This window comes from Ketobacter sp. MCCC 1A13808, from assembly GCF_009746715.1.
In the GTDB taxonomy this organism is placed as follows: Bacteria; Pseudomonadota; Gammaproteobacteria; order Pseudomonadales; family Ketobacteraceae; genus Ketobacter.
This window is the reverse complement of the sequence record NZ_VRKW01000012.1, coordinates 21,942-44,566: the sequence shown is the minus strand read 5'-3', so window position 1 is coordinate 44,566 and position 22,625 is coordinate 21,942. Positions and strand designations below refer to the sequence as shown.

The window sequence follows — 22,625 nt, the reverse complement described above, 5'->3', positions numbered from 1 at the left end:
GCACTCGCGCCCAAATCCTTCGGGCAGGTTCTATCTATAACCAGAAAAATGCAATCAATCACTAGCACGATCAAAAGCAGTATTAATCATTTCGAAACGAGTTTGTTGAGACTGTCTGAACTGAGGGTGAGTAAGTATATACAACTCATTATTCAGTAAACCCTCCACAACACGCTCCGCAATGAGTTCAACATCCACACCAGTCACCACCACTTCCTTACTCGCTTCACGGGACGGTTTCTGTTTTACCAGGTCATCAAAATAAACCGGGCCACCGTATTGCGGTTGCCGGTTGCGATAACTGTCGTAAATCCTGGTTTTTGCGAAGCCGGGGCACAGCACGGAGACTTCAATTCCGCTATGAGCCAGTTCGCTGCGCCAACTCTCACTCAAACTCACAACGGCTGCTTTGGTCGCACAGTAGGGGCTGGCAAACTCGACGCCTTGCAGCCCCGCCATTGAGGCCACATTCATAATATGCCCACCTTCACCATGGGATTTCATATGCGGTGCAAATACCTGGCACCCATATATCACACCCATTAAATTCACATCGATAATCCAGCGCCACTCTTGTTCCTCAATATTTTGCTGGCCGCCGATGACAGACACGCCTGCGTTGCTTAGCAAAAAATGAACCCGGTCAAATGCAGACAAGGTTGCATCCAGAGCGGCACCCCATTGCTCGCGCGCTGCCACATCCAGAACAACGCCGTCCACTGCAAAACCCTCACCCTTGAGCACTTCAACAGCTTGCTGCAATGTCTCAGCGTTGATATCCGCCAACATGACATTCATGCCTTGTTTAGCCAGCGCGCGGGCACTGTGAAACCCGATGCCATCAGCAGCGCCAGTGATGAACGCCGTTTTGCCCTCTAAATTCCGCATATTCGGTTTGCCTCAATTAAAACTATTCACCCGACAAAACCCGTACAATAGGCTCCGCCTGCTCTTCAGAAAACGGACCATAGCATAGCGAATTATTGGGCTCTAGCATTTGGCAGGAAGGGCAAAACATTGTCACAAACCGCCATCTGCGTGACGGAAAAATTGAAGAATGGGGGCTGGAACGAAATCTTATCTAACTGGTTTTTTGTTCCAAGACGGCTTTCAATCGAGGCAAGCTTTTTTGGGCGCGCTTGGTGATTTCAGACCGGATCAATGGAAGTAACAATGCACGAAATAGAATACCGTGATTGCGGCTATACATTTTCCACTCGAACCGAGACGACAAACCGCATTCGGTGATAGTGATTTCCATACGCGGCATAACAGGCGAAAAATCACCTTCGGTCACAAACAGGGTGGGCTTACGGGATTCAATCACTTGCAACTTTATTTGACGTGATCCACGTAACTGTATGTTTACGGTTTCCAGATAAGTTTTGCCTAACGTTCCATGCGCCTCATTGGCCACCGCCTCAATCGCTATCACGCCCTGGAACCATCGACCAAAATTTTCCATGTTGGAAACATAATCGAATATGAGCGCAGCAGGCCTGTCTATCGAAATAGTTTCTTTGGCTAACACATTCATTGATTGTCCCGGCGCTGAAAACGCAATGCCGCCGCCCTGTGCCGGGCGAAGGTCCGGCACAGGGTCGTCATATCGACTTGTTAGCTGCTCGCAGAGCGTCTAGCAATCCATTTTTAAGGGTTTTGAAAAGTAAGCAAACGGGATAGCGAAGGGGCCGACCAAGCCAGCCATAACCACCCAGAACTGTGGATTACGGTTTTTCGATTTGGCGATTTTATAACAAACTAAAGCGCTCGCAATCGTTGCAAATACAGTAACCAGCAGCATTCCCATACATTCCGTCCTCGACCCCATCAATACCGGGGTTCATATAGTTTTTGTTATGTTCGGACTCTCAATATAACCCAACATTATCGGCCGATCCAAGCACTAATCTGCGGACCTTTTCCGAAGCTTCCGGCGATCAAAATCAGGGCTCCACACCACCGTACAAACTGTTTTTGAATGCTGCTTTAAATTCAGATAGTTAGCCCCTTTCGCCCGGCGTAGGCGCGGCCCGGAGCACCTATTCAAATTCCAGGGTATGCCCGACTTTACTCCATGCATCCTGCTCCTGCTGCAGCTCTGCCAGCAGCAACGGCTGGCTTTGAATCCAGTCAGAGTCAAAATTGATGGTGACGCCATCCTTATTGGTTTTAACCCGGTAATCCGGCATCACCACATCCCGCCGCGACCGGTTAAATACCACCGCAAGACGCAACACCAGCATCAGACGTCTCACTTTCTCCTGCAGATGAGGAAGGATTGGCTCAAATGCAGTATCGCGAAACTTGCGCCGGTGCCCACCCACCAAAGCCGCTATAATCGCCTGGTCCTGATTGGTAAAACCCGGCAAATCAGAATACGTCAGAAGATAAGCGCCATGCTTATGGAAACCCGAGTGCGACACCATAAGTCCTATTTCATGGCTGAGCGCAGACCAGTTCAACCAATCACGGCAATATTCGCCGAAATCCCAGTCCACCTGCACCTGCCTGAATAATTCCAGTGCTGTTTTTTGTACGCGCTCGGCATGGGCTTCATCGACACCACAGCGTTTCATCAGGGAACGAATGGTGCGCACACGCACGTCTTCCGGCTCGTGCCGTCCCAGCATGTCATACAATATGCCTTCTCGCATCGCGCCTTCGGAAAACCGCAGTTTTTCCACCTTCAGTTGCTCAAAGATGCCAATCAGGATTGCCAGACCACTGGGAAGAACCACCCGGCGCTCGGCTTTGATACCGGGGATATCGATATCCGCAAGGGTATTAAAGCTGAGAATTTTGTCACGCAGCTTATACAAACCATCCAGCTCGATACCATCGGTATACCATGCATTCTCGATCAGCGCTGTTTTGATGGCTTTGACGGTGCCCGACGCGCCCACGGCACTAGACCAACCCAGATCCCGGTATTCTTTTTCGATACTGGATACTTCAACCCGGGTTTTCAGCACCGCTTTTTTGAAGCCCTGCTCGGTAATTTTGCCGTCGGGAAAATACCGCTCCCGATAGGAAACGCACCCCAAGTGCAAACTTTCGGTTAACAACGGTTCGAATTCGCGGCCAATAATAAATTCGGTCGAGCCGCCACCGATGTCAAACACCAGGCGATTCTCAATGCTGCTCGCCAGCGAATGGGACACCCCGAGATAGATCAGACGGGCCTCTTCGCGGCCCGCCACCACTTCCACCGGACATTGCAGGATCTGGCGCGCTTCACGCAGAAAAGCCTCACCATTACGGGCTTTACGCAGTGTGTTAGTGCCCACACAACGAATCCACTTCGGCTCGATCCCTTCCAGGCACTGGGCAAAACGGCGCAAACAATCCAGCCCCCGTTGAAAGGCATCATCATCCAGCACATTGTCCTCTCCCAACCCGGCAGCAAGCATCACCTTTTCCGCCAGTTTCTGGGTCGGGCGCACTTCTTCGGTGTCGGTTCGGGCAATCACCATGTGGAAACTGTTTGAGCCCATATCGATCGCCGCCATCTTCGGCGCATCGGCTACATCTGAGTCCGGTTGTTCAGTCAAAATTGGCTTTCCATCTTTAATTAGCTATAGTGCCAGCCCATAATATCGAGCCACACATGGGTGATTTGGCGTTAATTTTCGATAATAACACCATAACGTCATGACACCAGTAGGAATTCCCCGCACACCGAGATTGAATACTAGCCGATGCTAATTGTACAATCGGAACGATGCGCACATGATTAATGCCCTATACTATCCGCTTAACACAGGTAGTCTGTGGCACAACTGGAGAAATACATGAGCAAACTAGTAAATGTAACTGACAGCAACTTTGAAGCTGAGGTGTTGCAATCAGAAAACCCGGTGCTGGTGGACTACTGGGCCGAGTGGTGCGGACCCTGCAAGATGATCGCACCGATTCTGGAAGAGATCTCCGGCGAATATGACGGCAAACTTACCATTGCCAAGCTGAATATTGACGAAAACCCGGAAACCCCCCCCAAATACGGTATTCGGGGCATTCCGACCTTGATGTTGTTCAAAAATGGCAACGTTGAAGCGACAAAAGTTGGCGCTTTATCAAAATCGCAATTGACAGCGTTCCTAGACAGTAATATATAATTACCCAACCCCGACTCTGCGAGCCGGGGTTTCTTACTTCGATGTTGCGCCTTCAATCAAAACGTAATAAGCGCAACAACGGAGAGCAAATCAAACTGTCTCTTCGATTCCTCACCCCTCAGAACTTTTGAATTAGCATTATGTGAAGGATCGGGCGCGAAGTCGTTTGAAGCAATAACCTGGACGCTTTGGCTAGCGGATGCTAGATTACTTTTAGTGCCTCCCTAAGTCCTGGGAAGCATTTCCCGAATCTAAATATATTTAGGGTCTACGAACCAAAGAAGATCCATCCGAACAGGATCTCTGCCAATCGCTTCTCGCACCATTTTTACGACCCGTTTAGACAGGAAGCTCTACTCGTTCGCTAACAGCCTTTTGGTTGTAGCTCTCCATACCTTTAACGTTAACCTTCAAACATGACCCCCACGGAAATGAATCTCACCGAATTAAAAACAAAACCCATTGCTGAACTGATCGAAGTAGCGTCTTCTATGGGCCTGGACAACATGGCCCGGACGCGCAAACAAGACATCATCTTCAGTATTCTTAAACGACATGCCAAAAGCGGCGAAGATATCTTCGGTGACGGCGTTCTGGAAATTCTTCAGGACGGTTTTGGCTTCCTGCGTTCAGCCGAAGGCTCCTATTTAGCGGGCCCAGATGACATCTATGTGTCACCCAGCCAGATACGTCGTTTTAACCTACGCACCGGCGATAGTATTTCCGGTAAGATTCGCCCCCCCAAGGAAGGCGAGCGCTATTTTGCGCTATTGAAGGTCAATGAAATCAACCTGGATCGCCCGGAGCACGCGAAAAACAAGATCCTGTTTGAGAACCTGACACCGTTATTTCCGCAGCAACGCTTTCTGATGGAAGTCGGCAACGGCAGCACCGAAGACATCACTGCACGCACGATCGACCTGGTCGCTCCCATCGGTAAAGGTCAGCGTGGCTTGATTGTGTCGCCTCCGAAAGCCGGTAAAACCCTGATGCTGCAGAACATTGCACAGTCGCTAACGCGCAATAACCCGGAATGCCATTTAATTGTATTGCTGATCGACGAGCGCCCTGAAGAGGTGACCGAAATGCGGCGTACGGTACGTGGCGAAGTGGTCGCCAGCACTTTCGACGAACCGCCTTCGCGACACGTTCAAGTGGCAGAAATGGTATTGGAAAAGGCCAAACGCCTGGTTGAGCACAAACAGGATGTCGTTATTCTGCTGGATTCGATTACCCGCTTGGCTCGTGCATACAACACAGTCATCCCGTCTTCCGGCAAAGTACTGACTGGTGGGGTTGACGCCCACGCACTGGAAAGACCCAAGCGTTTCTTTGGGGCAGCACGAAATATTGAGGAAGGCGGCAGCCTGACCATACTGGCCACCGCGCTGGTGGACACCGGTTCGAAAATGGATGAAGTGATTTTCGAAGAGTTCAAAGGTACCGGTAATCAGGAATTACACCTGGACCGCCGTATTGCAGAAAAGCGTGTTTTCCCGGCCATTAATATCAACAAATCCGGAACTCGTCGCGAAGATCTGCTGACATCGGAAGACGAACTGAAAAAAATGTGGATACTACGCAAGATCCTTCATCCCATGGATGAGATCTCGGCTATGGAATTCCTGATCGACAAAATGCGTGACACCAAGACTAACGAAGAATTCTTCGACTCGATGAAACGCAAGTAAATCATGCTACCCGGATAAGGCCTGCCTCGTCATGGCTCATACTGTAACCTTTCTGCCCCGCCAGCTGAACCTGACTGTGGCAGAAGGTGAGTCAGTATTACAAGCGGCTTTGCGTCAGGGCTTCCGGATTCCCTGGGGTTGCAGCTCAGGGTCTTGCCGGGCATGCGAAGGACGCCTGAAATTCGGTCGTGTGCAGTTAAAACACTGCGCTGGCGAAGTTAGTGCTTCAGATAGTGCAGCGGATTCGATACTCTGCTGTCTGGCGTATCCGATTGAAGACATTCAAATAGAGGTGCACAAGGTGTTGGCTCCCGGACAGTTCCCCACACAAGAAATTACCGCTCAAATCACGCATATCAAGCAAATTAATCCGGACGTTAAAATTGTCCAGTTCAAGCTGCCTGCAGGCAAAAAGATTGAATATTCTGCTGGCCAGTACCTGGAAATCATCCTGGATTCGGATATCAGTGCTGCGTTCTCTATCGCAAATGCCCCCCGCGATGACCGCACTCTGGAACTGCATATTCGCGCCAGCCAGGACAGCGTCTCCTACCCATTGTTAAAACCGCAACTGAAGGAAGGCGAATTACTGCGCTTGCGGCTGCCTTTAGGGAATACCACCCTGCACCGCCTGGAACACGCCAAAACGCTCATTATGATCGCGGCCAGCACCGGCATCTCACAAATGATCGCTATGCTGCAGGCGCTGATTACTGCCGGTGATGAACGTCCCGTATTTGTGTATTGGGGCGCGCGCCTGGTGCGGGATTTATATCTACACGACGAGATGAAAACCCTGGTAATGCGACATCCTAATTGCCGCTACATCGCCATCGTATCAGACCAACCGGAATGGCCGGCGCGCAAAGGCCTGGTGCACCGAGCGGTACTGGATGATCGCAACGATTTCAAGGATACTGCGATTATTGTCGGTGGATCACCGGCTATGGTCTATGCCACCTACGATGACTTTATTGCCGCCGGTATAGACGCCGGCCAGATTATTTCAGATGTGTTTGATTATGCACCGCGTGAAGCGCAATAGTCAGGCCGCCCCACGCTGCAACACGATCGCTAATTCATCGCAGCTAGCGCTGAGCCGGGCCCAGGCAAGATCGATGGCATTATGATCATTGCTTTTTGCTGCCAGTTCGAGTTGCTCTGAATAATACTGAACCCGCATTCCGCCTAAGCTTGAGGCCGAGCCTTTCAGGGAGTGCGCTATATTGGCAATATCATTGAGTTGCCTGGTCACTACCGCCGCTTCTGCCCGCTGGCGGCGCTCGGGCAACATATCGAGGAATATTTTCACTAATTCAGCCAAACGTGACTCGGATTGGCGCACGCGTTTCAATAACGCGGCTCTATCCCATACCAACTTGTCCGAAACGGGCTCAGCCATGTCTTTGCCAAGGCCTTGCAGAACTTCCAGATCGGGCAGAATGACACCCGCTTTTGATGACTGGCTTCCATGTTCCAGCCAATACAACAACTTCAGCTCCAATGCCTGGGGATCAATGGGTTTTGTCAAATAATCGTTCATACCCACCTGCAAACAACGGTCTGAATCCCCCGCCATGGCATTGGCTGTCATGGCAATCACAACGACGTCTTTATTGGCGACGCCTGCGGCACCGGCACGAATCGCCTGGGTCGCAGTATACCCGTCCATAACCGGCATCTGGCAATCCATAAACACCAACTTGAACGGGTCCCTGATTTGGGCTTCAATAATCTCGAGAGCCTGCTGCCCGTCTTTTGCCCGGCTGATCTCCAAGCCAATATCACTGATCAAACCCTCTGCCACTTCGAGATTGACCTCGTTGTCGTCCACCAATAGGATTCGCGTTCCCGCATAGGGTTCGAAAGCAGCAAGATCAAGATGATGCTCGGTATCGTCCCTCTCAAATTGACCAATATTTTGCCCGCTAAAAAGCGCAGTGCTCAGTCGCCGGCCCAAATCCAACGGCGTTACCGGTTTATTAAGCCACTCAATCGGACATTGCACTGTTTTCAATGCCGGTCCTGCGCCCCCCTCCTTTGCCACCATAATGTTTGGCCTGGCCCCGGTCATCTGATCCAGAATGGTTAAATCCGCACTATCATCCAACAAGGATTGATCCAAGATAATGACATCGGGTGTGATAGCGCCCGCCACCACGTCCTTCAATAACGCATTTAATAACCCGGTGTAGACCTCTACCTTCGCCTTCCAAATTCGCAACTGCAAAGCCATTGTTTTCGCGGCTGTTGGGTTTGGATGGGCAATCATAATCAGGCGCTCACTCAATTCAAGGAAGGGGACTTCATTGCCGGCGCGCTCCGAGTCGCTAAGCCTGAAGTCAAAGCTGAAGGCGCTTCCGCTTCCTTTCTTGCTTACTACGGAAATATCACCCCCCATCAGCCGGCATAATTGCCGGGAGATGGATAACCCCAAACCTGTTCCACCGAAGCGGCGGGTAATGCTGCTGTCCTCCTGAGCGAAAGCATCAAACAGATAACGCTGCCCCTCCTCTGAAATGCCCACACCCGAATCCCTGACGCAGCCTTGTACCAATACCTCACCATTGCTCTGTTCCAGAGTTCTCATGGAAACATACACTTCCCCGTGCTCCGTAAACTTAATGGCGTTCACAATCAGGTTCGTCAGGATCTGACGTATGCGGTGAGAATCACCAACCAAATAGCGGTGTTTAATTTCAGCCACATCGAGTATGTATTCCAGCTTTTTATCCTGCGCTTTTATCGCCATTGTAAGGGCCAGGTCACACATCAAACGCAGTAAATCGAATTCCTCTTGCTCTATATCGAGTTTGCCTGCCTCGATTTTTGAAACATCCAGAATATCGTTGATCAACGCCGATAATATCACACTGCTATTCTCGGCCATTTTAAGATAATGAAGTTGCTGCTCGCTTAAACCACCCCGTCGCAGTAGCCGCAACATACCCGCCACGCCATTCAACGGAGTGCGTATTTCGTGACTGATGTTGGCAACGAATTCGCTTTTGGATTTACTCGCCGACAGCGCTTCGTTTCGGGCCAGTTCAAGCTCACGTGTGCGTTCAGCCACCTGCCTTTCGAGTGATGCATTCATATTCTGAAGCTTCGCTTCAATATCCACTTGATCGGTAATATCACGGATTATCGCCGCGACACCGGGGATGGAATTCTTTGTTCCGGTAATCGGAGAAAGGGTGACCGAAACAGGAAATACACTTCCGTTCCGCCGTTTGGCCTCAATTTTGAACGCAACGACCAGCTGACCGTTCAGCACTTTATTCATGGTCTCCTGCAGTGATGCGGCGGATTCACGAGTCACGAACAACTCGAATACACTACTGCCGATTGCCGCTCGCCTGCTGACACCAAACATATCCTGGGCAGTGTCATTCCAGCTGGTTACAACGGCACTTTTATCCATACCGACGATGGCGTCACTCGAGCCGCTGACGATGGCTTCATACTGGGATAGGGTGTCACTCAAATCAATTTTTTGACTGATATAGTGCTGGTAAGCCGCTATCAAAAAAATTGCCAGAATCAACACTATCCCCGATATAAGCCACAACTTGTTGCGCTGGCTGATCGCTATTTCATTGACGTCGGCAGCCAGCATTCCGATGATCAGCTTCAAATGGCGGCCAGATTCAGCACCGGACAGCTGAATTTCGGAATCCAGAAAATAGAGTGCCTGCGCTGTTTCTATTTCGTTGGCTTGCTTTAATTTTTCGTTGATGCCATTTGAGGCCTGCTCCTGGAAGGTGCCCTCCCAGCTTGGTGCATCGCCAAATTCGAAAGAAAAATTGTTACGTGCGTTAGGATGCAGTATGAAGTTATCTTTGGTATTCAATAAATACAGAACGTATTCTTCATGTAAATTTTGCTCCAGCGGATCGAGCAGAAACTTGGCATCCACATTAATTATAATCAAACCGAAAAACTGGAACTCCCCGTCATACACCGGCATCCCCACTCGGTAAGTGGGTCGATAAGGGTATTCCAATTTACCGTGTTCTTTGTTCAGGTTTAAATCAGAAACGTACACTTCGCCCGGTGGCAGCTTTCGGATCATCTGGAAATACTCCTGATCACCCTTCGACTGCAATAACGCATCCGGCGCCGCTGAGATTTTGCTGTGACGCCGCTCCACCCGGATGAGCTCTTTGCCGGAGTCCGCTTCGCCAATATAGCGTATTTGATAAATTTCAGGATTGTTTTCGAGAAAGCCAATGTATATGGTTTTGAGACGGGATTTCCAGCGCTCGGTGGGGGTTGAGTCTAATGGGTCTATGCCGCCATTTTGCGCTGCACGAACCAGCCCGCTAACGGGCGGCGTACTGAATAGAAAGCGCACCTTTAAGGCGCTCGATTCGATACTGTTCTGGATCATATTGTGGCGCACCACCAATTGATCTCTCAGCTGGTCGCCTGTGGTTTTGAGAATACCGCGCTGGACACTTTGACTCTCATAAACCAGCAAACCGCTACCCACTATCAATATGGCGATCACAGCGATAATAAAAAACCGGGTGTCAGATTGTTTATTCATAACATTATTGCCGCCCTTCAATGAGCTGATGTGGGCTAAAGCGCTTTAATCTCATTCCGCTGTCTCCGTTTAAGGCCGGCAATCCAGCGAGAGAGTGTTCTGCCGGTACGCTTTCTGAAACATTTAATCCTTCTCCGCACCACTTGCTTTTAGAATGGTCAGGCTTTTCGAATACAGCTTAAATCCATCCCGACCTTCTTGCTTGGCATTGTACATAGCAATGTCCGCGTTCTTTATCAGAGCATCCATATCCATGCCGTGGACCGGTGCCACACTCAACCCCACGCTGGTGGTTACATTCAGCAGATGCTCTCCGATAGTCAAAGGAAGCCGTATTGCTTCCACCACTTTATTACAGATCATAACCGCATCATCAACACTGGAGAGGTCGGGTAGAATTATGACAAACTCGTCTCCACCCAAGCGAGAAACCGTATCCGATTCCCGCACCACAGAGCTCATCCTTTGCGCCATTGCTATTAACAATTCATCTCCCACTGCATGACCCAGGGAATCGTTTATCTGCTTAAACCGATCCAGATCCAGTAGCATTATGCCCACTTGCTTGCCAAACCGTTTGATTCGCTTTAGGGAAATGGACAGCCGATCCTGCAATAACGTACGATTGGGCAATCCGGTTAACTGATCATGGTGCGCAATGTGTTGAATTCGTTCATTAGCCCGTAGCTGCTCGGTAATATCATAAGCCACCAACAGATAACCGGTTACGACTTCATCCTCGGTACGCAAAAGAGTTACCGTTAAACTGACCGGGACCACAGAGCCGTCTTTACGGACGTAGCTCCATTTCTGGCTTTCGACTACACCTCTATTGGCTTTTTCCACCAGCACCGAAAAGCATGGCATAATATTTTCGGACAGTTCACTGGAAAGTTCCACCGCTCGGGTTTCAAGTTCGTCCTTCAAATGAAACTGAAGCGCGTTACCTTGGCCGACCAACTCGTCTTTGTTATATAGGAGCAATGCTTCCAGGGCAGGGCTGGCAGCCAGGATGCCGCCTTCAACATCGGTCGCGATAATACTGAATGGGGAATTATCTACGATCGACTGCGTTAACTCATGGGCCCGTGTGAGCGCAGCTTCCGCTTCTTTCCGATGACTAATGTCAACTATGGTGGCAAGCACCCTTGGCTCGTTGAAGGTCTCAATACCGCTGAGCGAGATTTCTACCGGAATCAGTTTTCCACCACGGCCTTTCAACTTCATCTCAAAATGGTTGTGGACCGACTGTGGCGACACGGCATTAAAATAGGATTGCATCAATGCCGGATAACCGGCGCGCGCATCCTCCATTAGCAACTTGTCCAAGCGGGCATTTAATAATTCGGGCTTTTCATATCCACACAGCGCGCAGGCTTTGTTGTTCGCTAACACGATCCGGCCTTCACTGTTCACCGCAATCATCGCAACCGGCGCCCATTCAATCGTACGCGACAATGCGAGCATCTGTTGTTTTTGGTGTGTCACATCGGTAAAGGTCAGCACAAATCCGGTATGATCTAAGCGAGTGGAGCGAATGTCATAGAGGCGTCCGTTATTGAGTTCAAACTCCGCCCGTTTTTGCTCTCCTTTTAGCAGTCGGACCAACAGATCGGCGATGGCCTTCGCATCTGACTCGCCGGATAACACCCCGTTGCCCTGTAATAAAGGGCCAAGACTCTCAATATCGGTTTGCAACTCGGCTATATCAGCTGGCACGCTGAAGGTATCTTTAAAGTGCTGGTTGCAGTACTGAAGTTGATATTCGGTATCCACAACAACGACGCCCTGAATCAGGGTATCCAGGGTAAGGTGGGACAGGTTTTTTTCTTCTTCTAGTTTTTCTGCAAGCAAATCCGCGCGACGTTGCAGCTCGAATTTGCCTAAAGCACGGATCAATATCGGGGCAATAATATCTAAGTAATTACTTTCCGCATCTTTGGTTATAAAGTCAGCCGCCCCGGCGTCCAACGCAGCGAACGCCAAACTGACATCATTGGCGGCGGTCAGTATGACAATGGGGAGATTAATCCGGGCAGCATTGACTTCTTTGATGAGGGTGATGCCGTCCATATTCGGCATTCTATAGTCAGTCAGAATCATATCGAATTGACTGCGCTGCAAGACTCCCAATGCTTCATAGCCATTGGAAACATGGACGACCGCAAACGATTCATCTTCAAGCAGGGGCTTAATCAGCAACGCCTGAACCGGGTCGTCCTCGACGTACAATAACCTGCACCGAACTCTAATCTTATTAGGCAAAAACTCAGCCATAACTCCCTCTAATTATGATGATAAACAGGCAAGCGCACGCCTTAATCATCATTAAAAGATAGGACAAAAACCGAATTTTAGCGGCGTAAATTTGAATAGAACGGGTTATTCCTGGGTTATTTCAGGCTCTTTTGGCTGGATAGTGCCCGGTAGCGGCAAATCCGGTAAACGTTCTGCAATTAATTCCAGTCCGGCCTGAAAGTTTTCATTACTGGATTGGTGATTACCAAGGTGGCTCAACAACCGTCCCAGCTCACCATAGGCCTGGGCACTTTTGCGCGAACGCAGGCTTGCCTCGAAATATTCACGGGCCCGATCCCATTGGTTCAGCCGCAAACTGAGCCGCCCCATGGTCAACAGCAGCATGGGATTACTGGGGCGCTCCTTAAGCCAGTTTTCACACCAGAGCAATTGCTTCTGAACATCGCCCCCGGTAACCCGACCGTAGACCTCAACCAGACTATCGTCCCAGCTTTTCCGCAAAAGATCCGTGATAACACGCTCGGCATCCTCTCCGGCGTTAGCGACCATGAGCGCTTCTGCGTAAATTTTTACCAAACTGGCCTCATTGTGGAATTTTTTTGGTAAGTTATCCCACACGTCTTTCAGATTCTTACGTTTTTCCTCATCAGTACTACCACGAACCGCACGGCGCAATTTACCTTCATAGCACTTTTGTGCCAACTGACTAAAAGCGTCTTCACTCACAACCTTATGCTTTTTTAGCGCCGGTAATAATTCACGCAAGCTATCCCAGTCTTCCAACTCCACATACACCTTGGACAACATTTTAATCACGTACGCATAGCTCGGCGCTTTGGGCTCACGTGACAGCTTCATTAGCGTAGCAAGGCACTCTTCCCAATGTTCGGTTTGGTACTGCAACCGTGCTTTGGTGAGACTCACGGCATCATCGGCGCCTTTGGTGCTTTCGTGGGCCAGGCGCAGATAATTATCACGGCCTTCTGTTTTGCCCTGCTCATGGGCAGCCTGAGCTGCCGTCAGATAGTTTATTAATGGTACTTCGTTGCTTTTTGCCGCTTTTGCCAACTGCTTTTCCGCATTCGCCCAATCGCCCTGCGCCAAAGCGATCAGACCGTTGGTCGTGCGCCGATTGGCATTACGCTGGCTGCGCTTGGCATCAAACAACCACCGCAGCAGCGACCAGGTCCAATACACCACATAACACAGCAAAAGAATGCACAGCACCCCCACCAGTAAACTGGTTTCAAAGGTGTGACGGCCATGGGCCAGCAGCAAATACCCGGGATCTTTTGCAACCGCTTTAAAAAACAAAGCACCGATTAAACTGCCCATCACCAGAAACATGATGGTAGAGGGCTTTAATTTGATGAGATTAAGAAGGCCGGTCACTGAGTTTCCTCCTGCTTCGCTTCCGGTTGCTTCACTTTAGTCTGTGTTTTCGTTTTCTTGTCATTCTCCCGGTGCAAACTCATGGCCTGCTGTTCCCGGAGCAGTTTCTCTTTAGACCAGAACTCGCGAAACACCTGAACCGCTCTCAAGGAGCTTTCGATGGAAGGCACTTTCGGCGCTAATTGCACTTTGAGCAGATCATTCACCTCGGTGACGAATAGTTTGCTCTCGCCACTTTGCTGATGAATAAACAATTGAGCCCGCTGCTTTGCGCCCAGCAAACTCAAGTGATAGGCCTCGTTGTCCCCGCTCAAGAGGGCTAACTGAGCCTGCTGCAATAACAGAATTACGCTTTGCACCAAAAATTCCCGGTCTGCAGTGAGTACTGCAGGGCGGCCTTTTTCGTGTTTCTGGTAATTAAAGAGCGATTTAAGAAAGTGATCAAACCGATAAACGAACAGCGCCATGCCATCATCCGGGATCGCTTCACTGGGTGTTTGCACTGAGCCTTGCTTCAGATCGTAGGAGGGAATCCCCAGCTTGTCGACCCGCTCGGTTAAGGAACTGATCCGAATAAACACGCCATCAACATCGACATTGCTGGCGGATGCCTCTTTCAGTTTGTGAATGTCTTTAAGCAAAGCTTCGCGCAGCCGCCGTGCGGTAGGCTCCTGCATAGCACGCACGATACCGTCTGCTTCGGTCAATAATGCCAGGGCCCCACGGGTGTCCCCCAACAAAGACAAACGCTGCTCGGCGACCGTAACAAAGTGCTCTACTTCCCGGAGCATCCAGTCAATCCGGTTAGTACCGGTGATCGAGGTTATGTTTTCTTCCAGCGTCGACATGCGCGCTTCCAACACTTCCCGGTTTTCATTGGCAGATCGGATCGCCCGTCGCTCCTGGGACCGTTGTCGCGTAATTTCGTCAATCTGTTTTTGTATCTGCTCCAGATGGGTGGTACGCCCCTGCAGCTCGCGGGTTATTTCGTTCCGCTCTTCTAGCGCTACATTACGTTCCAGTTGCTGCTGATAAAACAAATAGCCCACAACCCCCGCTGCGGCTAATGACAGCAACAAAGAAAATAATAAAACCAACCTGGCAGCCCAGGTGAGTTTGGCTTTTGCCGGTTTCGCGTTGGTTTTGGCTTTTCCGGAGGGCGGCGCGCTTGCTGCCACCGGATCCGGGTTGGCAGCGGTCCCGGTGTTCGCTATTGGCGTTTGATCAGATTGGTTATCTGAGGTGTGATTTCCGCCGTTTTTCTTGTCTGTCATTCGGCATCCTAGTCGGCTTGCAGTTGTTCGATAGAGTTGATTACATCCCGGAGCGCCGGGCTTGCAGATTGAATTACGTGCTTAAAACCCAGTCCCGTTGCGAACTGAGCCAATCGCCCACTTATTACAATGAGCGGGTTGTGCAGCAATAATGTCTGTTGCGCTCCCATCAAAGTCATGAGATTACGTAATCCATCACCACTTGTCACGGTTAGAATGACGGTTTCACCCTGTATCAAGCGCCGTTGCAAAGGCCGCGCATCGACGTCCGGTAAAACCCGGCGGTACAATTCCAGGTACTCCACCTTTGCGCCCCGCTGCTGGAGTGTTTGCGCCAGAGTCTCACGGCCACCCTCTCCGCGCAGAATCAGCACCCTGCGATCGACCAGTTGTTGCAGTTCGGACCAATCCAACAGGGTTTCGCTGGTCGCCCCCTGTTGCGCTACCTTCGGGTTCACCTGCCAACGCCTCATTTCCTCGCCGGTAGCCGGCCCTACGGCCATCCACCGTTGCTGCACCGGCCATTGCGGCCAATAATCAGCAAGTGCCGATAGCCCGAGCGCGGCCGCATTGGCAGAAACACAGATAACAAAATCGTAGCGATCCAGTTCCATTATCAGGCTGCGTTGTGCCGGATCGAGTTGAAGGGGCTCAATTTCCAAGGTGGGAAGTACGATGACATCAGCGCCTGCGCCCGCAAGGCACCGGGTAAGCTCGCCGGCTTGCTCCGCAGGCCGGGTAACGAGCACCGTCTTCCCCTGCAGCGGGGTGCTCATAGGTGACCGCATTGCATTATGCGCCCTGCTCATAAAGTCGTTGCAGAATTTGGTCCGCGCCCTGAGATAACAGTTCGTCAGCCAGCTCATATCCCAGCGCTTCTGCCTGTTCCCGGTGGCCACGGACCTCATGGCAAATCAAACGGGAGCCGTCCGGTTCACCCACCAGGCCACGCAACCAAAGTTGATCACCCTCCAGTTCCGCATAGCCGGCAATAGGCACCTGACAACCGCCCTGCAGGCGGGTATTCATGCCTCGCTCCGCCATCACCCGGCAGTGGGTATCCGCATCACTCAACACCGTTAACAGGGATAGGGTGTCGTCATCCTGCAGGCGACATTCAATACCAATGGCACCCTGGCCCACGGCAGGCAGACTTTCCTCCGGGGACATCGCTCGCCGGATGCGCGCCTCAAACCCCAACCGACGCAATCCGGCTGCTGCCAGAATAATGGCATCGAATTGACCGTCGTCCAGCTTTGCTAAACGGGAGTTCACGTTACCGCGCAGATCGACAATTTTCAGATCGGGCCGGCGCGCTTTGATCTGCGCCTGACGGCGCAAACTGCAGGTACCGAGGATGGCGCCCTGAGGCAGGTCTTCAATGCCATCGTATTGATTAGAAACAAAGGCATCACGGGGATCTTCACGTTCACAGATTACCGACAGCCCAAGCCCTTCCGGAAAGTCGACCGGCACGTCTTTCATGGAATGCACCGCGATATCCGCGCGGTTTTCCAGCATTGCCAGTTCCAGCTCTTTTACAAAGAGCCCCTTACCACCCACCTTGGCCAAAGGCGTATCCAGGATCACATCGCCGCTGGTTTTCATGGTAACCAGCTCGACCTTCAAATCCGGATAGAACTGCAACAACCGGGATTTCACTGACTCGGCCTGCCACAATGCCAACGGGCTTTGACGGGTCGCAATTCGCAGGAGTTTTGGGGTCATAAAAGGGTGCCTCTAAAATAAAGGCTGAACCCTATCACATCAGAACAGGGGATTCATCAAAGGCTTTGCAACAGCTTTTTAACCGACGAGGCGTGCCGGCGGCTTACCGCCAGCCGTTCTTCAACACCCTGAATCCGCAGATAAAACTGGTTGCCCTTGTGTTCCAGCGCTTCGATGTAACTGAGCGCAACCAGCGCATTGCGATGTACCCGTAAAAAGCGATCGCCGAACTCGGTTTCCAATTCCTTCAGCGTTTCATCCAGCAGGGTTTCCCCCTGGCTATGACGCACAGTGACGTATTTCTGGTCCGCCAGGAAATAACGAACATCGGCAACCGCAATCAGATCGATGCCCTTGCGGCTTCGCACACTGATATATTCACGTTCTTTGGCATTGGCTTGCTCTGGTTGAGCCACGCCGGTTTCACGTCTTACGGCCAGCATCTGGGCTTTATTCACTCGCCCCGCCTTGCTAAGGGCTTTTTCCAAATCTTCCTGACGCACCGGTTTCAGCAAATAATCAACCGCATTGACTTTAAACGCGGCAATCGCGTGTTCATCATAGGCAGTACAGAAAATAATGGCGGGCGGGCTGTCACTTTCCGACAGTCGCGACGCGGCCTGCAGGCCATCCATTCCCGGCATTCGAATATCCAGTAAAATAATATCCGGGTAAACAGAGGGCACCCGTTCCAACAGCTCCTGACCATTTTCAGCTTCACCGACGCACAAAGTAGCCGGGATACGCTCCAACATACGTCGCATACGGTCGCGAGCCAAAGGCTCATCATCACAAACTAATACTCGGATCATCTGACCTCACTTCTCCTCTTTATTGTTCATTATTGTCGCCGGGAGAGTCAGCAGGGCACATCAAATATTATTACCTTAGCACGATTAGAGCACGAAAATAGCGCATTGCGTCAACCTTTTAAGACCCGGTGTATACGGGCTATGGCGTCGCTTTGAGAGGATATGGATAGGAGAGCCGGGTGATATAACGGCCGCCTTCCGGATAGCCGGTAAGTTTGGCACGCTCTCCATAAAGCGCCGCCAAGCGATTACGGGTGTTCTCCAGCGCCATATGATTGCCCTCAGACGCTCCGGTGTGCAAACCGGGCTCAAACGGGTTAGTAATGGTGAGTTCAAACACGCCATGAGCATAGCCCGCGAAAATTTCCACCAGCCCCCCTTTGGGCACCGGCTGCACCCCATGAAGAAGGGCATTTTCCAGGAGCGGCTGCAAAGTTAATAAGGGGATATTAACCTGCTTAGGCACCGAGCGTATTTCCCAGCTCACTTGCAGGCGTTTGCCCAACCGCAGCTTTTCTATATTCAGATACTTTCTGCACAGCTCAAATTCCTCTTCAATCGGCACCTGATTACCCATATGGTTAAGGCTTGCCCGGAACAGCGCAGACAAATCCTCGACTACGGTTTCCGCCGTACGCGGGTCGGTTTCAATCAGGCTGGCCAGAATATTCATACTATTAAACAGGAAGTGCGGACGTATGCGGGACTGTAATGCCTGAATCCGGTGCAATAATTCCGACTGGCGCCGGGCAATCAACATGGCCTGCAGATAAAAATAACGGATCACCAACCCGCCCACGATGGCGGCGATCGCGACGTTGGTAAGCACCACAGCGGAGTAAAGCACGCTCACCGCCGATGCATCCGGCGGCGGAAAAAACACCCACTGGCTAATGACACTGACAACCCAGGTATTCACCGGGATCAACAAATAACTGATGGCCACGGCACGGGCGGGCCTTAACTTGCGCAGAAAATCACGCATCTGGCACAACAGCGCCGCACTGCTCAAGGCGACCCACTGAACGAACAGCGACACCAGCCCCAGCTTCATCCAGTCGTATTGCACCAGGCTGCTTTCGATCAGCACAATCACCACGGCAAATAATTCGGCGATCAGCACCAGAAAGAATACCGGCTGGCGAGCACACAGATCCGGTAAAAAGAAAGTTTCTTCCGGTTCATCTTGAGGTGGAGTCGGTTTTACCATGCTTACCCGGAACTGCTGTTATGTAATGCATTAAGGTTGGGTGATATAATTCGCGCACTTTTCAGTATAAGCCAAACCTAATTTATATCAGACCAAATTTCTCCGGGACCCTCCTATGTCAGAACAATCCAAAAATAAGCCCACTCAGAACAGTCAGTGGGGCGGCCGCTTCTCTGAAGCCACCGATGCTTTTGTACAGGAGTTCACCGCCTCTGTGGACTTTGATCAAATCATGGCGGACCAGGACATTAACGGTTCCATTGCCCACGCTACCATGTTGGCTCACGTGGGTGTGCTCACCGCAGCGGAGAAAGACACCATCATCGACGGCCTGGAAGCCATTCGGGAGGAGATCCACAACGGCGAGTTTGAGTGGTCTGTGGCGTTGGAAGACGTGCACATGAACATAGAAGCACGCCTCACGCAACGCATCGGCATCACCGGTAAAAAGCTGCATACGGGCCGTTCCCGCAACGATCAGGTAGCAACGGACATCCGCCTGTATCTGCGCGACGCGGTGGATCATATTCTGAGTGAAATCAAACGCCTGCAATCCGGCTTGATCGATCTTGCAGAGCGCGAAGCAGACACCATCATGCCCGGATTCACTCACCTGCAAACCGCTCAACCGGTCACATTCGGGCACCATATGCTGGCCTGGAACGAGATGCTGTTCCGCGACTATGAGCGCCTGCAGGACTGTCGCAAACGCATCAATCGCATGCCGCTGGGTAGCGCCGCCCTGGCGGGTACGACCTATCCCATCGACCGTGCCATGACGGCACAGTTATTAGGCTTTGACGGCATCTGCGAAAACTCTCTGGATGGCGTCAGTGACCGGGACTTTGCCATCGAGTTTTGTGCCGCCAGCTCGCTCATCATGACGCACCTGTCACGTTTTTCCGAAGAGCTGGTGCTGTGGGCCTCGGCGCAGTTCAATTTTGTTGATCTGCCGGATCGCTTCTGTACCGGTTCGTCCATCATGCCACAAAAGAAAAACCCCGACGTACCCGAGCTGGTACGCGGCAAAACCGGCCGTGTCACCGGCCACCTCATTTCATTGCTGACCCTGATGAAATCCCAATGTCTGGCCTATAACAAAGACAATCAGGAAGACAAAGAACCCCTGTTCGATACGGTGCAAACCATTTCGAACTGTCTGCGCGCCTACGCCGATATGATGCCGGCCATTGAAGTAAAAAAAGACAATATGCGCGACGCGGCCCGCCGTGGCTTTTCCACGGCCACGGATCTGGCGGATTACCTGGTAAAAAAAGGCGTCCCGTTCCGCGACTCCCACGAAATTGTCGGCAAAGCGGTGGCTTACGGGGTAGCCCAGGTTAAAGACCTGTCTGAAATGTCGCTTCAGGAATTACGTCAATTCAGTGACATGATTAGCGAAGATGTATTTGATGTTCTGACCCTGGAAGGCTCCGTAAATGCCCGGAACCACCTGGGCGGAACCGCGCCTTCTCAAGTAAGAGCGGCCGCCGGTCGTGCCCGTACCAAATTACAAAGTTAAAGTATTCGCTATCGGGTCTGAGCCGGTTTAAGCTCTGCACAAGGGTTGCAGAGCCAGGCATTTATGCTGTGATCCGTACCCAAAGTACAAATACCGGTATAAATGCCAAAAACTTTTACAATAACTGCTCAATCAAGTTATAGCGCGAAGACGCGGAATTCATTAATCTCGCCAACTTGCTATCTAACATCATACCCCTAAGCTATATTGGTTGCTGTTTGAACAAATCGCAGTCAACATAGCTTGCGTTCCAATACCGACCCGGATTTAAGGAGAAACACCCACTATGACATGGGAAGCGTGGTTTACCCTCGCCCTGTTGGCTGCTGTACTCATTACTTTAGTGGTTAGCGAAATCGCACCCTATATCATTATGATGGGTGCGCTCACCCTGCTCAGTGTTACGGGCGTACTGACCCCCCAGCAGGCGTTGGACGGCTTCAGCAACCCCGGTCTTATGACCGTGGCGGCGATGTTTATTATTGCGGCTGGCATGCAAAGTTCCGGTGCCTTAAACGGTGTTGTCGACAAACTGTTCGGACACCCTAAAAGCGCCCGTGGCGCCCTATTCCGCCTGTGCACACCGGTTCTGATTCTGAGTGCTTTTTTGAACAACACTCCGGTCGTGGCAACCATGATTCCGGCGGTTCGCAGTTGGGCCGAAAAGATCGATATTCCTGCTTCCAAATTATTGCTGCCGCTGAGCTACGCGTCCATCCTGGGAGGCACTATCACCCTGATAGGCACCAGCACCAACCTGATCGTCAGTAGCCAATTCGAGGAACTGACCGGCAAGCCCGGCTTTTCCCTGTTTTCCATCACGGCACTGGGCCTGCCGGTGGCTGTCATCGGATTGCTGATCATGGTTTTTGTTTTTCCGCGCTTGCTGCCCAGTTACGGCGCTACCAAAACCTTCGGTAAAGTCCGCGAGTTTACCCTGGATGTCTTTGTGGACCCCAACGGGCCCCTGGTTGGCAAATCGATTACCGATGCGGGCCTGCGAAACCTGAAACGGCTGTTTCTGGCGGAAATTGAACGCGATGGCAGCTTACTGGCGGCGGTATCACCGCACGTCAAACTGAACGGCGGTGATCGCCTGACGTTTGCCGGTGACACTGACGCATTATCTGATCTGCTCGCAATCCGCGGTATTTTACCGTCTCACCACCGGGATGAAGTGGTGGGCGCGAACCGTCCCGAACGCTACCTGGTAGAAGCCGTTCTGTCGCCCTACTCGGCGGTGCTGGGATTAAGCATTAAAGACAGCCAGTTTCGGGATCGGTATGGCGCGGTGGTATTGGCAGTGGCGCGTAACGGACAACGCTTGCACGGCAGCCTGGGTGCCATTCGCTTACGCGCCGGTGACACGCTGCTGCTGGAAGCGCGCCCCAACTTTGTACGACGTCAGGGTAACAGCCGCGATTTCCTTTTGGTCAACGACCTGGGGCGGGAATCCATCCGCCACGAAAAAGGCACTTTGGCCTGGGTAATTCTGTTGGCGGTGATCGGCAGTGCCGCGTTCGGTCTCACCTCCATCCTGAATGCATCCCTGATCGGTGCAGCCGCCATGATCGGCTTCCGCTGTTGCTCGTTAATGCAGGCCAACCGCAGCCTGGATATCCCGGTTCTGGTGACCATCGGGGCTTCATTCGCCATGGGTACAGCCTTATACGAAACCGGTGCCGCCAATGCGCTGGCCGATCTGGTAATTAAAATCAGCGGTGGAAACCCGGTACTGATGCTGATAGCGATCTACGTTTGCGTTTCAATGCTGACCGAATCCATTACCAACAACAGCGCGGCGATTCTGATGCTACCGGTGGTGTTACAGGTTACGGAACAGATGAACCTGAATCAGACGCCCTTCATACTGTGCATAATGATGGCGGCTTCCGCCAGCTTTGCGACCCCGCTGGGCTATCATACCAATCTGATGGTATTCGGTCCGGGGGGGTATAAATTCAAAGATTTCCTGAAAGTGGGGGTCCCCATGAACATTCTGATGGGTATCACCACCGTCACCATGGCCATTACCCTTTATCCCCTGAGCAATTAATCAGTACGCCA

The 22,625-nt window shown here is 51.5% G+C and carries 17 protein-coding genes; 5 read left to right on the top strand and 12 right to left on the bottom strand.

Annotated features, from left to right (window positions below; translation table 11 throughout):
• Window positions 1–54 precede the first annotated feature (54 nt).
• From FT643_RS18205 to FT643_RS18190, 4 genes are all read right to left on the bottom strand, one after another.
• Window positions 55–888, bottom strand: coding sequence for an SDR family NAD(P)-dependent oxidoreductase (locus FT643_RS18205; RefSeq protein ID WP_156872845.1), 834 nt, complete (start codon window positions 886–888; stop codon window positions 55–57).
• Between the two features lie 193 nt (window positions 889–1,081).
• Window positions 1,082–1,597, bottom strand: coding sequence for an SRPBCC family protein (locus tag FT643_RS18200; protein ID WP_198043668.1), 516 nt, complete (start codon window positions 1,595–1,597; stop codon window positions 1,082–1,084).
• 39 nt (window positions 1,598–1,636) lie between these two features.
• On the bottom strand, window positions 1,637–1,810 hold the full coding sequence (locus tag FT643_RS18195) for a hypothetical protein (RefSeq protein ID WP_156872844.1): 174 nt from the start codon (window positions 1,808–1,810) through the stop codon (window positions 1,637–1,639).
• Between the two features lie 232 nt (window positions 1,811–2,042).
• Window positions 2,043–3,554: a Ppx/GppA phosphatase family protein gene (locus FT643_RS18190; RefSeq protein WP_232340328.1), complete on the bottom strand. Its 1,512-nt coding sequence runs from the start codon at window positions 3,552–3,554 to the stop codon at window positions 2,043–2,045.
• 240 nt (window positions 3,555–3,794) lie between these two features.
• Between FT643_RS18190 and trxA the strand changes: the two genes are divergently transcribed.
• The 3 genes from trxA (at window position 3,795) to FT643_RS18175 (ending at window position 6,854) form a co-directional block, all read left to right on the top strand.
• On the top strand, window positions 3,795–4,118 hold the full coding sequence (trxA, locus tag FT643_RS18185; protein WP_156872843.1) for a thioredoxin TrxA: 324 nt from the start codon (window positions 3,795–3,797) through the stop codon (window positions 4,116–4,118).
• Between the two features lie 431 nt (window positions 4,119–4,549).
• Window positions 4,550–5,809 carry a transcription termination factor Rho gene (gene rho, locus FT643_RS18180; RefSeq protein ID WP_156872842.1) on the top strand — a complete coding sequence of 420 codons (1,260 nt, stop codon included), beginning with the start codon at window positions 4,550–4,552 and terminating at the stop codon, window positions 5,807–5,809.
• 31 nt (window positions 5,810–5,840) lie between these two features.
• Window positions 5,841–6,854, top strand: coding sequence for a 2Fe-2S iron-sulfur cluster-binding protein (locus tag FT643_RS18175; protein ID WP_156872841.1), 1,014 nt, complete (start codon window positions 5,841–5,843; stop codon window positions 6,852–6,854).
• Here FT643_RS18175 and FT643_RS18170 read toward each other — a convergent pair whose 3' ends face one another.
• From FT643_RS18170 to FT643_RS18135, 8 genes are all read right to left on the bottom strand, one after another.
• Window positions 6,855–10,361, bottom strand: a complete 3,507-nt coding sequence (locus FT643_RS18170; RefSeq protein ID WP_156872840.1) for an ATP-binding protein — start codon at window positions 10,359–10,361, stop codon at window positions 6,855–6,857.
• A gap of 123 nt (window positions 10,362–10,484) precedes the next feature.
• On the bottom strand, window positions 10,485–12,593 hold the full coding sequence (locus FT643_RS18165) for a diguanylate cyclase domain-containing protein (protein WP_198043667.1): 2,109 nt from the start codon (window positions 12,591–12,593) through the stop codon (window positions 10,485–10,487).
• A 150-nt stretch (window positions 12,594–12,743) separates the two neighbouring features.
• Window positions 12,744–14,012 carry a heme biosynthesis HemY N-terminal domain-containing protein gene (locus FT643_RS18160; RefSeq protein ID WP_156872838.1) on the bottom strand — a complete coding sequence of 423 codons (1,269 nt, stop codon included), beginning with the start codon at window positions 14,010–14,012 and terminating at the stop codon, window positions 12,744–12,746.
• Complete coding sequence (locus FT643_RS18155; protein ID WP_156872837.1) at window positions 14,009–15,286, bottom strand: uroporphyrinogen-III C-methyltransferase; 1,278 nt, start codon at window positions 15,284–15,286, stop codon at window positions 14,009–14,011. Before FT643_RS18155 ends, FT643_RS18160 begins: the two co-directional genes overlap by 4 nt.
• Window positions 15,287–15,294: 8 nt before the next feature.
• Window positions 15,295–16,062, bottom strand: a complete 768-nt coding sequence (locus tag FT643_RS18150) for a uroporphyrinogen-III synthase (protein WP_198043666.1) — start codon at window positions 16,060–16,062, stop codon at window positions 15,295–15,297.
• A gap of 16 nt (window positions 16,063–16,078) precedes the next feature.
• Window positions 16,079–17,014, bottom strand: coding sequence for a hydroxymethylbilane synthase (gene hemC / locus FT643_RS18145; RefSeq protein ID WP_156872835.1), 936 nt, complete (start codon window positions 17,012–17,014; stop codon window positions 16,079–16,081).
• 56 nt (window positions 17,015–17,070) lie between these two features.
• Window positions 17,071–17,823 carry a LytR/AlgR family response regulator transcription factor gene (locus FT643_RS18140; RefSeq protein ID WP_317622066.1) on the bottom strand — a complete coding sequence of 251 codons (753 nt, stop codon included), beginning with the start codon at window positions 17,821–17,823 and terminating at the stop codon, window positions 17,071–17,073.
• Window positions 17,824–17,965: 142 nt separating this feature from the next.
• Window positions 17,966–19,036, bottom strand: coding sequence for a sensor histidine kinase (locus FT643_RS18135; protein ID WP_156872833.1), 1,071 nt, complete (start codon window positions 19,034–19,036; stop codon window positions 17,966–17,968).
• 115 nt (window positions 19,037–19,151) lie between these two features.
• Here FT643_RS18135 and argH point away from each other — a divergent pair, with 115 nt between their 5' ends.
• Both argH and FT643_RS18125 read left to right on the top strand, forming a co-directional pair.
• Window positions 19,152–20,558: an argininosuccinate lyase gene (gene argH, locus FT643_RS18130; protein ID WP_156872832.1), complete on the top strand. Its 1,407-nt coding sequence runs from the start codon at window positions 19,152–19,154 to the stop codon at window positions 20,556–20,558.
• Window positions 20,559–20,844: 286 nt separating this feature from the next.
• Window positions 20,845–22,614: an SLC13 family permease gene (locus FT643_RS18125; RefSeq protein ID WP_156872831.1), complete on the top strand. Its 1,770-nt coding sequence runs from the start codon at window positions 20,845–20,847 to the stop codon at window positions 22,612–22,614.
• Window positions 22,615–22,625 lie beyond the last annotated feature (11 nt).